Source organism: Paraburkholderia sp. C35 (assembly GCF_003121405.1).
Classification (GTDB): Bacteria; Pseudomonadota; Gammaproteobacteria; order Burkholderiales; family Burkholderiaceae; genus Paraburkholderia.
Map to the genome: position 1 here is coordinate 1 of NZ_QBUY01000168.1, position 12413 is coordinate 12413.

Here is a 12413-nt window from a genome sequence, read left to right on the forward strand (position 1 = left end):
CTGGCGGTGTTAGCCCGCTTTCTTTTGCCTACTTTTCTTTGCGGCGGCAAAGAAAAGTAGGTGCCGCCCCGCACAGGGGCAACGCATGAAGTACTAACACCGAATCGCGGATGCCAGCGAAAGCAAACCTAAACCCCAGCGTCGCAGACAAAAAAAAACCCCACCCCAACAGCACAAAATGCTGCAAACCCCACCAAAAAAACCACACCCACGCTATTACGCCAATTATTTGGCGAACCATCGCACACTCCACTCTGGATAGTATGAAGCGGTCCATCCCTTCCCGCGAAAGCGACGAACCGAGAACCCTCATGCATTCCAAAGCCCTGATCGAATCCGACCGCAAACACCTGATCCACCCCGTGATCAGCTACCGCGCCCACGAAGCCCGTGGCGTCACGGTGCTGGAATCAGCCGATGGCGTCTTCCTGCGCGACATCGACGGTAAAGAACTGCTGGATGCCTTCTCCGGCCTCTGGTGCGTCAACACCGGCTATGGCCATCAAAGCATCGTCGAGGCGGCGACGATGCAGATGGCCCGCCTGCCCTACGCGACCAGCTACTTCCACTTCGGCTCCGAGCCCGCCATCGAACTCGCCGCGAAACTCGTCGAACTCGCGCCTGCGTCGCTGCAACATGTTTACTTCACGCTCGGCGGCTCGGATGCCGTGGATTCCGCTCTGCGCTTCATCACGCACTACTTCAACGCGATCGGCAAGCCTTCGAAAAAGCATATCATCGCGCTGCAACGCGGCTATCACGGCTCGTCGTCGATCGGTGCGGGCCTCACCGCGCTGCCCGCGATCCATCGCAACTTCGACGTGCCGCTGCCGCCGCAACATCACATTCCGTCGCCGTACGCATACCGCAACACCTTCGCCGATGACGCCGCGCTGATCGACGCCAGCGTCGCCGCGCTCGAAGCCAAAGTCGAAGCACTCGGCGCGGACAACGTCGCCGCGTTCTTCTGCGAACCGGTTCAAGGCTCGGGCGGCGTGATCGTGCCGCCTGTCGGCTGGTTGAAGGCGATGCGCGAAGCCTGCCGCAAGCTCGGCATCCTGTTCGTCGCCGATGAAGTCATCACGGGCTTTGGCCGCACCGGCCCGCTGTTCGCGTGCCAGGCGGAAGGCGTCGAGCCGGACCTGATGACGGTCGCCAAGGGTCTCACAGCCGGCTATGCGCCGATGGGCGCCGTGCTGATGTCGGATGCCGTCTATCAAGGCATCGCCGACGGCGGCGACGTGACGGCTGTCATCGGCCACGGCCATACGTACTCGGCACACCCTGTGAGCGCCGCGATCGGCCTCGAAGTGATGCGCCTCTATCACGAAGGCGGACTGCTCGCGAACGGCATCGCGCGCGCACCGCGCTTCGCGCAAGGACTCGACGCGCTGCTCGCGCATCCTCTCGTCGGTGATTCGCGCCATCGCGGGCTGCTCGGCGCGCTCGAACTGGTCACGGATAAAGACACGAAGCAAGGCTTCGATGCGTCGCTGAAACTGCCCGACCGCATCGCCACGGCTGCCTATGCGAACGGCCTCGTGTTCCGCGCATTCGGCGACAACATTCTCGGCTTCGCGCCCGCACTCTGCTACACCGAAAGCGAGTTCGACCTGCTGTTCGAGCGCCTCGAGAAGACCCTCGACGACGTGCTCGCACAAGCCGATGTGCGCGCCGCACTGAAGGGTTCGATCGAATTTAAACGCCGCGCGGCTGCGTGATAACATCGACCGACCCTTCGACATGCGGGACCGACCGACTCACGATGAGCACCGACTGCAAGCTGGACCGAATCGATCTGCGTATCCTCTCGCAACTGCAAAAGCGAGGGCGCATCACGAATGTCGAACTGGCCGACGCAGTCGGGCTGTCGCCCAGCCCTTGCCTGATCCGCGTGAAACGTCTGGAGAAGGCGGGCTATATCATCGGCTACGGCGCGCAGATTCAGCTGGAAAAACTCGGCGACGTGCAGATCGTGTTCACGGAAGTCACGCTCGCCGATCATCGCCGCGAAGACTTCATCAAGTTCGTCAACGCAGTCAAGGATGTCGACGAGATCGTCGAATGCCATCTGGCGAGCGGCGGCTACGACTATCTGCTGAAGTTCGTCACGCGCAGCGTGAGCCACTATCAGAGCATCATCGAAGGGCTGCTGGAGCGCGATATCGGCATCGAAAAGTACTTCAGCTACGTCATCATCAAGACGCCGTTCGTGAAGACGCACTACCCGCTCGAAACGCTGTTCTCACAGAATCATCATTGAGGCGCGTCGGGTGCGTAGGGTTGCGCCAGGCGGCCAAACTCATCGGCCAGAAAATCGACGCACACGCGCACCTTCGCCGACGCCGCCAGCCGCGCCGGATACACCGCCCACACGTTGGCAGGCTGCGTGACACCGGGCAGCACCTGCACCAGCGCGCCCGACTCCCGCAAGCCGCGCACGTCCCACATCGAACGCAACACGATACCGCGCCCCGCGAGCGCCCATTGCACGGCCACTTCGCCGTGATTGGTCGACAGCGGACCCGTCACCTTCACGGAAACCGCTTCGCCGCGCTCCGTCAGCCGCCAGATGCCAAACGGGTGATCGCGCTCCTTGATCGCGAGACATTGATGCGTGCCGAGATCCGCCAGCTGGCGCGGCGTGCCATGACGCTTCAGATAATCCTCCGACGCACACAGCACGCGATGATTCGACGCGAGGCGCTTCGCGATCAGATGCGGCGCGATGTCGTCGCCGATGCGAATGTCGAGATCGAAGCCCTCGCCCGCCACATCGACGATGCGATCGAAAAGGTCGAGCCGCACGCTCAGTTGCGGATACCGTTCCGTGAGCCGCGCCAGCGCGGGCGCCACCACGTGCCGCCCGAAGCCGAAGCTGCTCGAAATACGCAATGTGCCGCGCGGCACGCGACGCGTGGTCGATACGTCTTCGACCAGCCGGTCCACGTCGTCGAGAATCTTTTCGGCCCACGCATAGACGCGCTCACCCGCTTCCGTAATGGCCACGCGGCGCGTCGAGCGATGGAAAAGCCGCGTGCCGAGATCCGCTTCCAGCATGTTCACGCGCTTGCTGACATACGCCGCCGACACCGACAACGCGTCCGCCGCCCCGCTGAAGCTGGCTTTGCGGGCGACGGTGCAGAACACGCGCAGGTCATCGAGGTTCGGCGATTTATTCACAGTTCGTGCATAGTGGCTTAACCGAAAGCGCGATTTTATGACGGTTAATCAGGAATAGACTAGTTGTTATTGCACGCTGGGTCTGAATGGCCCATACCCTTTCCGAACCTTCCTGACACTTTCCCGACGAGGAGACGCATATGACCCGCAACTACCGCATCGCAGTAATTCCCGGCGACGGCATCGGCAAGGAAGTAATGCCCGAAGCGCTGCGCGCCCTCGACGCCGTCAGCAAGCGCTATGGCATCGGCATCGACTATCAGCATATCGAGTGGGCTAGCTGCGACTACTACGCGCAGCACGGCCAGATGATGCCCGACGACTGGAAGAAGCAACTGGAAGGCGCCGATGCGATCCTGTTCGGCGCGGTCGGCTGGCCTGACACGGTGCCCGATCATATTTCGCTGTGGGGCTCGCTGCTGAAGTTCCGCCGCGAATTCGACCAGTACATCAACCTGCGTCCCGCGCGTCTGTTCGAAGGCGTGCCGTCGCCGCTCGCGGGCCGCAAGGCAGGCGATATCGACTTCATGATCGTGCGCGAGAACACCGAGGGCGAGTATTCGTCGGTGGGCGGCACGATGTTCGAAGGCACCGAGCGCGAGTTCGTGATGCAGCAGTCGATCTTCACGCGCAAAGGCTCCGAGCGCGTGCTGAAGTTCGCCTTCGATCTCGCGCAGCGCCGTGAGAAGAAGATCACCGTCGCGACCAAGAGCAACGGCATTTCGATCAGCATGCCGTGGTGGGACGCGCGCGCCGCCGAGATGGCCGCGCAGTATCCCGACGTGAAGTGGGACAAGCAGCACATCGACATTCTTTGTGCACGTTTCGTGTTGAATCCCGATCGCTTCGATGTGGTCGTCGCGACCAACCTGTTCGGCGACATTCTGTCGGACCTCGGCCCGGCGTGTACGGGCACGATCGGCATTGCGCCGTCGGCGAACATGAACCCGGATCGCGTGTTTCCTTCGCTGTTCGAGCCGGTGCACGGTTCCGCGCCGGACATCGCGGGCAAAGGCATTGCGAATCCGATCGCGATGATCTGGTCGGCGGCGATGATGCTTGATTTTCTCGGCAACGGCGCAGGCAAGGAGCGCGAAGCGCACGACGCGATCCTCGCAGCCATCGAAGCCGTGCTCAAGGAAGGCCCGCATACGGGCGACCTGGGCGGTAAAGCGAACACGGCGGAAGTGGGCGCGGCCATCGCGCACCGTCTGGCCTGAATCACAGGAGTCATGCAATGACAAAGCGATACGAACTGAGCGAACTGATTCAAAGCGGCAATTTCATCGACGGCAAGTGGGTCGCGTCGGCTGAAGGCAAGCGCTTCGACGTGACGAATCCAGCGACAGGCGAAGTCATCACGCAAGTCGCCGACAGCACCGCCGCCGACGCGCGCGCCGCCACCGATGCCGCCGCCCGTGCATTCCCCGCGTGGCGCGATGCGTTGCCGAAGGACCGCGCGGCCGTGCTGCATCGCTGGCATGCGTTGATGGTCGAGAACGCCGATGCGCTCGGCGAGCTGATCTCGCTCGAACAGGGCAAGCCGCTTGCCGAAGGACGCGGCGAGGTGATGTATGGCGCGTCGTACGTCGCGTGGTTCGCGGACGAAGCCACGCGCATCTACGGCGACATCATTCCGCAGCAGCAACGCGGCAAGCGCATGAGCGCGGTGAAAGAACCCATTGGCATCGTCGCGGCGATCACGCCGTGGAATTTCCCGCTCGCGATGATCGCGCGCAAGATCGCGCCTGCGCTGGCGGCAGGCTGCACGGTCGTCGGCAAGCCCGCTGAAGATACGCCGCTCACGGCGCTGGCTTTGGTGATGCTCGCGCATGAAGCAGGCGTGCCGCCGGGCGTGCTGAACCTGATTTCGTCTTCACGTGAGAATGCTGTCGGCGCGGTTGCCGACTGGCTCGCCGATAGCCGCGTGCGCAAGATCACGTTCACGGGTTCGACGCCTGTCGGCAAGTATCTCGCGCGCGAATCGGCGGGAACGTTGAAGAAGCTGTCGCTGGAGCTGGGCGGCAATGCGCCCTTCATCGTATTCGACGACGCCGATCTCGACGCCGCCGTCACGGGCCTGCTCGCCGCGAAGTTCCGCAACGGCGGACAAACCTGCGTGTGTCCGAACCGCGTGTACGTGCAGTCGGGCGTCTACGAACGGTTTGGTGACCTGCTCGCCACGCGCGTCGCCGCGCTGAAAGTCGCACCCGCCACCGACCCTGCTGCGCAGATCGGCCCAATGATCAACTCCCGCGCGATCGACAAGATCGCGCGCCATGTCGACGATGCTGTGAGCCGCGGTGCGCGCGTGCTGACGGGCGGCAAGCGTCTGTCCGAACTCGGCCCGACCTACTACGCGCCGACCGTGCTCGCCGACGCCACGCCCGAGATGCAACTGAGTTGCGAAGAGACGTTCGGCCCTGTCGTGCCGCTGTTCCGTTTCGACGACGAAGCCGAAGCGATTCAAGCCGCCAACGACACACCGTTCGGCCTCGCATCGTATTTCTACAGCCAGAACGTACGGCGCATCGACCGCGTTGCGCGACAGCTGGAAGCGGGCATCGTCGGCATCAATGAAGGCGCACTGGCGAGCGAAGCGGCACCGTTCGGCGGCGTGAAGGAATCGGGCTATGGCCGCGAAGGCTCGAAATACGGCCTCGACGACTACCTGTCGATCAAATATCTCTGCCAGGGCGGCCTGGAATGAGTGCGCCGGCCTATCCGATCGAACTGACGTTTCCCGACATCGCCGTGCACGAGCGCAGCGACACGGGCGTGCCGTATGTTCATACGTTCGATTCAGGCATCGACGGTCCGCACGTGATGATCAACGCACTCACGCATGGCAACGAGGTGTGCGGCGCGATCGTCGTCGATGCATTGCTGCGCGCGAAGCTGCGTCCGCGGCGCGGCAAGCTGACGCTCGCGTTTGCGAACGTCGATGCGTATGCGCGCTTCGATCCGTCGAAGCCGGATGCAGCGCGCTTCGTCGATCAGGACTTCAACCGCGTGTGGACGGCGCAAACGCTCGGCAACACCACGCTCGATTCGAGCGAACTGCGCCGCGCTCGCGCAATGCGGCCCGTGATCGATAGCGTCGATCTGTTGCTCGATCTGCATTCGATGCATGAAAAGAGCAAGCCTTTGATCGTTGCGGGTCCGCTCGACAAAGGCATTGCGCTTTCAGAAAAGCTCGGCACGCCTGCCACCGTGATCTGCGACGAAGGCCATCCGGAAGGACGCCGCATGCGCGATTACGAAGGCTTCGGCGATCCTGCCAGCCCGAAGAATGCGCTGCTGATCGAATGCGGACAGCATTGGGAAGCCAGCGCCGTGACGGTCGCGCGCGATGTAACGGCGCGCTTTCTGATTCTTTCCGGCGTCGTCGACGCGCAGGACTTGCCCGCAGACTGGGTCCAGCCGCTGCCCGACGAAATGCTGATCGTGCGCGTCACAGAGCCGGTCGTGGCAAAGAGCCTCGACTTCCGTTTCGCCGATAACTACACGGGCCTGGAAGTGTTCCCCGAAGCGGGCAGCGTGATCGGCTGGTCGGATGGCGAGGCGGTACGCACGCCCTATCCCGACTGCATGCTGGTGATGCCGTCGCTCAGGCAGTTGCGCGCGGGCGTGACCGTCGTGCGGCTCGGCAGGATCGAGACGCGCGTCGCCAGGTCGCAATAACTTCAATCCAACCATCGTCAACGAAATCGAAAGATGAAAGTCCAGCAGATCAAACAAAGCATCGCATTGCAGGGGCTGGAAGACTGGGGCACGGCCGGTCTTCCAGGCACGCAAGAGATCAAGGTGTCGGGCGTGCAGAAGGTCATTCAGGGCAGCGAAGCCATCGATACGGGCATCTTCGAATGCACGCCGGGCACGTATCGCCGCTCGGTCAAGCAGGCAGAAGTCATGCACTTCCTGAGCGGCCGCGGCCGCTTCACGCCCGACGGCGAAGACACGGTGCATTTTGCAGGCGGCGATACGCTGTTCTTCGAGGCCCACACGGAAGGCACGTGGGAAGTCGAAGAGACGATGCGCAAGGTCTACGTGATCTTCTGATCGCGCGCGATCCGTGAGTGCCCTGGTGACGTCTGCACAAAGCGTCTGACATAACACTACGTCATGGGGACTCCAACAATTCCGGCGTTGCTCCGCCGAAATTGACTCACTATATTTTCAATCAATCCCGCGCTGTTCCGCTTCCAGCCGTCAAGAGGAGGCGGGACTGCACGACCTGGAAGACGTCTTTCGCTTCAACCGTGTCGAGGAAAAGTCGTGACCGATAAAATCAAGCTGCGCCCTTTAGTTATGACGCTCGCGTTGAGCATCGCGGGTATGGGGTCCGCATTCGCTGCGGGGAAAATCACGTTCGTCTCGCAAGGCGGCACTTATCAGGAAGCCCAGACCAAGGCTATCCTCGATCCCGCCGCGAAGGAACTCGGCATCACGATCGCTCAGGACAGCATTCCTGACGCGTGGCCGCAGATCAAGGCGCAAGGCGCGACGGGCAAGCCGATCTGGGACGTGGTCGATACGCCCACCTCGAACTGTCTGCGAGGCGGCCGCGAAGGCCTGCTCGAAAAGCTCGACTTCTCGAAGATCCCGAACGCGGCAGCCGTGCCGGAAAAGTACCGCACGCCGTATTCGGTAGCGTACGAGTTCTATTCGACCGTGATCGGCTACAACAAGAAGACCTTGAAGAAGGTGCCGCAAAGCTGGAAGGACTTCTGGGACGTCAAGAATTTCCCCGGCACGCGTGCGCTGCGTAACGATCCGCAAACGGTGCTCGAAGCCGCCCTGCTCGCAGACGGCGTGCCGCGCGACAAGCTCTATCCGCTCGATGTCGATCGCGCGTTTAAAAAGCTGCTGCAGATCAAGCCGGACATTACCGTGTGGTGGACGTCGGGTGGCCAGTCGGCGCAGTTGCTGCACGACGGCGAAGTGGATATGACGATGATCTGGAATGGCCGCGCCAGCGCCGTGAAGAAGGACGATCCCGATGTCGATTTCACGTTCAACGATGGCATCCTGCAGAACACGCAGCTGTGCGTGCTGAAGAACGCGCCGAATCTGCCTGACGCGATCAAGTTCGTGAATGCGGCGTTGTCGCCGGAATTGCAGGCTAATCTGCCGCTGTATATCGATTACGGTCCGGGTAATCCCGCTGCGTTCAAGACGGGCAAGATCACGGCCAAGCGCGCGAGCGAACTGCCGAGTTCGCCGGATAATGCGTCGAAGCAGGCGTTGATGTCGGAAGAATGGTGGGCATCCGATGCCGGCATTCAGGCCAAGGCGCGCTGGCTGAAGTTCATGCAATAACTCTAGCCGCTCGTTTTACCGAAGCGCCCGCAGGAACGTCGTTCGTCGCGGGCGTTTTTCATTTCATCGCTTTCTCATGCACTGACGGCGACGCTCGCCGCATAACAATCGACGTGATCGACTATCTGATTCTGGGCGGTGGCTCGGCGGGATGTGTGCTGGCCGCGCGCCTTTCTGAAGATGCAGGCAAGACCGTGTGTCTGATCGAAGCGGGCCGTGACATGTCGCAGGCGACCATGCCCGATGCGATCCGCAGCCGCTATCCAGGCCGCGCGTATCTCGACACGAATAACATCTGGCAGCTGCTGAAAGCGCGTATGAGTGCGCCGGCGGCGCTGCGTCGGTACGAACAGGCGAAACTGCTGGGCGGCGGTTCGGCGATCAACGCGCTAATGGCCAATCGCGGCGCACCTGCCGATTACGATGAATGGGAGACGCTAGGCGCGCGTGGCTGGAACTGGGACGCGTGTTTGCCGTATTTCCGCAAGCTCGAAACCGACTGCGACTTCAGTGGCAAGCTGCACGGGAACGATGGGCCGTTACGCATTCAACGCACGAAGTGGCCCCGCATTTCGCCGTTCGTTCGCGCCGTGCTCGGTACGTTGCAACAGCACGGTCATGCACTGCGCGACGATCAGAATGGCCCTTGGGAAGACGGTACGTTCATCGGTTCGATTGCTGTCAGCAAAGCGGGCGAACGTATTCCGACATCGGTCTGCTATCTCGACGATAAGGTGCGTGCACGCAAGAACCTGTCGATCCGCACGAGGCTGGTTGTCGACCGGATTCTCTTCGATGGACAACGCGCGGTCGGCGCGCGGCTGTTACACGCCGACGGTACGCACGAGGATGTGCACGCGGCGCGCGTGATCGTCAGCGCGGGTGCGATTCATAGTCCTGCGCTGCTGCTCAGAAGCGGCATCGGTCCCGCCAGCGATCTCGCCGCGCTCGGCATCGAAGTGCGCGCGAATCGCGCGGGCGTGGGGCGCAATCTGATGGAGCATCCGTCGATCGCCGTGTCGGCGTTTCTGCCGCGCGCGGCGCGCACGCCGTTTCCCGACGAGCACCACGAACAGGCTATCGTGCGCTTTTCTTCTGGCCTGCCGGAGACCGTTCCCGGCGACATGCACGGTGCGATTCTGTCGCGCTCGGGCTGGCATTCGGTTGGCTACCGGCTCGGGACGATTTTCTTCTGGGTCAACAAATCCTATTCACGTGGGTCGTTGAAGCTGGCGTCCAGGAATCCGTTCGACGAGCCGCAGGTGGACTTTGCGCTGCTGTCGGATCGACGCGATCTCGAACGGTTGAAGCTTGCGTTGCGCTTTGGCGCGCAGACGCTGGCGGCGCCGTCGATGGCTGCGCATCGTGATGCGATTTTTCCGTCGAGTTATTCGCCGCGCGTGGCGGCGGTGGCCGTGCCCGGCGTGTGGAATGCGGTTCAGCGCGGCGCGTTGAGCGCCCTGCTCGATGTGGCCGGGCCGTTGCGCAGATGGCTGATCGGGCGCGTGGTGACGCAAGGCGTGTCGATTGATGAACTGCTGAACGATGATCGCGCGATGACCGCGTTCGTGACGAGATCGGTTGGTGGCACGTGGCATCCGTCGGGGACATGCAGGATGGGGCGTTCAGACGATCCGCTGGCCGTGACCGACGCAGATGGGTCGGTGTATGGCGTGGATGGGCTGCATGTGTGCGACGCGTCGCTGTTTCCGTCGATTCCGTGCGCGAACACGAATGTGCCGACGATTATGGTGGCGGAAAGGGTGGCGGGGATGCTGAAAGCAATCGGTAATCGACAAATCAGAGAATCGATCGATACAACGAAAGCGACTTACACGTCTGCACCATTCCCTGCTTCAGCAGAATCTCAAGGTATCGATCGACGTCGATCGGCGGATGCTTGAGCGTGTGTCTTTGACGCTGTGCGGCCGACACCACCGCGGCCTGATCGAGATCGAAGAGATTGTCGACCAGGACGTCGGGGTGCTGGGCTTCTATGCCGAAGCCCGCAAGCACTTCGTCCGGAAAGTCTCTTTCGTTGAATGTCACTATCACGCTAGCGTTGCAGCGTATCGCAGCTGCTAGCACATGACGGTCGCTGGGATCGGGTAGCGTCAACCCCGCAATCAGATCTTCGTAACCGCTGACGAGTGCCCCCGGAATAGCCTGATCCATCAGCTCAGAAGTGCGATCGAGTTGCCCCGCCGTCAGGTCAGGGCGATTGATCAACAGATTGCGCTTCCACTCGTCGTGAATCTGCGCGCTCCAGCGCGCCCTGAACTGTCCGGTCATGCCGAGCCACATCAGGAAATCCCGCAATGGCGCGGGATAGAGTACGCAGGCGTCGTATACGACTGTGAAAGCCGAACATCTCATTCGTAGCCCATTCCAAGCTTTTGAGCTTGCTGGGCGAGAGCTTCCATTGCCTGTTCGCTTGCCTGATCACGCTCTGCCTTGAACCGCATCAGATCGGCAAAGCGTACACGCCGATGCTTGCCCGTCTTGTGATACGGCAATGCGTTCTCTTCCAGCAACTTGACCAGATGCGGGCGCGAAACATTGAGCAGATCAGCGGCTTCCTGCGTGGTCAGCTCGGCATGCACGGGCACGACGCGAACGGCGTTTCCGTCAGCAAGTTCGGCGAGGATATCGACCAGCAGACGCAGCGCCGACGTGGGCAATTCCACCTGATGCGCACGATTCTCTTCATCGAAAATCTGGATGCGCTGTGTTTCGAAGCTGGTTGCAAGATAGGCTGCCAGAGCCCGTTGCCCCTGGACAGCCGCTTCCACCTCGCGCTCGACGGGCAAGGTCATTCCGGACATCTTTGTATGGGGCATGGCTGGCTCCGAAGCGACACGTGCCGCAGAACCACCAGTTTATTCGAAATAAACGAAACTCGCAATAAACGAAACGCCTCGATTCGATGATCGTTTCCACGGTTCCTGCCGCAGACATCTCAGCGTAGATTCCGAGCAAATCCAAGACTGTTAAAGAACCATCCTACAAGGCCCATGACATGATCTCTCATCATGACAAATTACAACATTTTTGTTGCATTTTAACCCTTAAAAACATAACATAAATGTTGTAAATTTCTCCCTTCATAACAACACAGGGAGAACATGAAATACAGCGAGTTCAGGAAGTGGCTCAAGCTGCAAGGTGCGACTTTCGAGAAGCACCGAAGCGGCTCGAGTCATTACCGGGTGACGCTCAATGGCAAATCAACCATCTTCCCCGATCACGGTGCCAGGGAAATCGGTAAGGGGCTGGTGGAAGCCATCAAGAAGCAACTCGGTATCAGGTGAAACAGGGAGCCCGCAAGGGCTCTCTCTCGCGTATCACATCCATGTTCTTTGAAAAATGTCGAACGAAGACACACGTATGCTCAGCTATCCAATCAGCCTGACGCCGGACGATAACGGCACGTTGCTCGTCACGTTTCCCGATGTGCCTGAAGCCATCACCGTCGGCAACGACGAAGAAGACGCGAAAATACAGGCGCTGGACGCCCTTGAAGCTGCGCTCGAAATCTACTTCGCGGAGAAGCGCAGCATCCCGATGCCGTCAAAGGCGAAGCGCGGGCAACCCGTCGTCACCCTGCCCGCACTCGTCACGGCCAAGGTACTGCTTGCCGAAGAAATGCTGCGTCAGAATGTGCGCAAGGCCGAACTCGCGCGGCGACTCAGCGTCAATCAGGTACAGGTAGACCGGCTACTGAATTTCAGCCATTCCTCGAAGATCGAACTGGTCGAATCCGCGTTCGCGGTCCTCGGCAAGCGTCTTGATGTTCGCGCGGTGTGATGCATGAGACACGAAACCCCGCAGCAGCGGGGTTTTCCGTTTTCAGACTCAATCCCCCAACCCCACCACCCCCTGCGTCTCGCGTATAAAAAACTGACGCG

General features: G+C 61.1%; 13 protein-coding genes. 10 read left to right on the plus strand and 3 right to left on the minus strand.

Annotated features, from left to right (window positions below):
- The first annotated feature begins 311 nt into the window (after nucleotides 1-311).
- Nucleotides 312-1721, plus strand: a complete 1410-nt coding sequence (locus tag DK391_RS42230; RefSeq protein WP_109483952.1) for an aspartate aminotransferase family protein — start codon at nucleotides 312-314, stop codon at nucleotides 1719-1721.
- A gap of 44 nt (nucleotides 1722-1765) precedes the next feature.
- A complete protein-coding gene (locus tag DK391_RS42235; protein ID WP_109483953.1) occupies nucleotides 1766-2263 on the plus strand; it encodes a winged helix-turn-helix transcriptional regulator in 498 nt (165 codons plus the stop codon).
- Here the strand turns inward: DK391_RS42235 and DK391_RS42240 are convergent.
- Nucleotides 2257-3183 (minus strand): LysR substrate-binding domain-containing protein, encoded by a 927-nt coding sequence (locus tag DK391_RS42240; RefSeq protein ID WP_109483954.1) that lies wholly within the window; start codon nucleotides 3181-3183, stop codon nucleotides 2257-2259. The genes DK391_RS42235 and DK391_RS42240 overlap by 7 nt on opposite strands.
- A gap of 140 nt (nucleotides 3184-3323) precedes the next feature.
- Between DK391_RS42240 and DK391_RS42245 the strand changes: the two genes are divergently transcribed.
- The 6 genes from DK391_RS42245 to DK391_RS42270 all read left to right on the plus strand — a co-directional run bounded on the left by DK391_RS42245 (nucleotide 3324) and on the right by DK391_RS42270 (nucleotide 10409).
- Entirely contained in the window at nucleotides 3324-4403 is a 1080-nt protein-coding gene (locus DK391_RS42245; RefSeq protein WP_109483955.1) for a tartrate dehydrogenase, read from the plus strand.
- Between the two features lie 17 nt (nucleotides 4404-4420).
- Nucleotides 4421-5893, plus strand: a complete 1473-nt coding sequence (locus DK391_RS42250; protein ID WP_109483956.1) for an NAD-dependent succinate-semialdehyde dehydrogenase — start codon at nucleotides 4421-4423, stop codon at nucleotides 5891-5893.
- The gene (locus DK391_RS42255; protein ID WP_109483957.1) at nucleotides 5890-6867 is read left to right on the plus strand and encodes a M14 family metallopeptidase; all 978 of its coding nucleotides are present in this window, start codon (nucleotides 5890-5892) and stop codon (nucleotides 6865-6867) included. Before DK391_RS42250 ends, DK391_RS42255 begins: the two co-directional genes overlap by 4 nt.
- A gap of 33 nt (nucleotides 6868-6900) precedes the next feature.
- A complete protein-coding gene (locus tag DK391_RS42260) occupies nucleotides 6901-7245 on the plus strand; it encodes a cupin domain-containing protein (RefSeq protein WP_109483958.1) in 345 nt (114 codons plus the stop codon).
- A gap of 249 nt (nucleotides 7246-7494) precedes the next feature.
- Nucleotides 7495-8505, plus strand: coding sequence for an ABC transporter substrate-binding protein (locus tag DK391_RS42265; RefSeq protein ID WP_109483959.1), 1011 nt, complete (start codon nucleotides 7495-7497; stop codon nucleotides 8503-8505).
- A 113-nt stretch (nucleotides 8506-8618) separates the two neighbouring features.
- Nucleotides 8619-10409, plus strand: coding sequence for a GMC family oxidoreductase N-terminal domain-containing protein (locus tag DK391_RS42270; RefSeq protein ID WP_239483109.1), 1791 nt, complete (start codon nucleotides 8619-8621; stop codon nucleotides 10407-10409).
- Here the strand turns inward: DK391_RS42270 and DK391_RS42275 are convergent.
- Complete coding sequence (locus DK391_RS42275; protein WP_109483960.1) at nucleotides 10306-10881, minus strand: PIN domain-containing protein; 576 nt, start codon at nucleotides 10879-10881, stop codon at nucleotides 10306-10308. The genes DK391_RS42270 and DK391_RS42275 overlap by 104 nt on opposite strands.
- A complete protein-coding gene (locus DK391_RS42280; protein ID WP_109483961.1) occupies nucleotides 10878-11345 on the minus strand; it encodes a helix-turn-helix domain-containing protein in 468 nt (155 codons plus the stop codon). The genes DK391_RS42275 and DK391_RS42280 overlap by 4 nt, the downstream gene beginning before the upstream one ends.
- A gap of 285 nt (nucleotides 11346-11630) precedes the next feature.
- On the opposite strand from DK391_RS42280, the gene DK391_RS42285 reads away from it, so the two are divergent.
- Together DK391_RS42285 and DK391_RS42290 are read left to right on the plus strand one after the other, a co-directional pair.
- Complete coding sequence (locus DK391_RS42285) at nucleotides 11631-11816, plus strand: type II toxin-antitoxin system HicA family toxin (RefSeq protein WP_109483962.1); 186 nt, start codon at nucleotides 11631-11633, stop codon at nucleotides 11814-11816.
- A gap of 76 nt (nucleotides 11817-11892) precedes the next feature.
- A complete protein-coding gene (locus DK391_RS42290; protein ID WP_109483963.1) occupies nucleotides 11893-12312 on the plus strand; it encodes a type II toxin-antitoxin system HicB family antitoxin in 420 nt (139 codons plus the stop codon).
- Nucleotides 12313-12413: the final 101 nt, after the last annotated feature.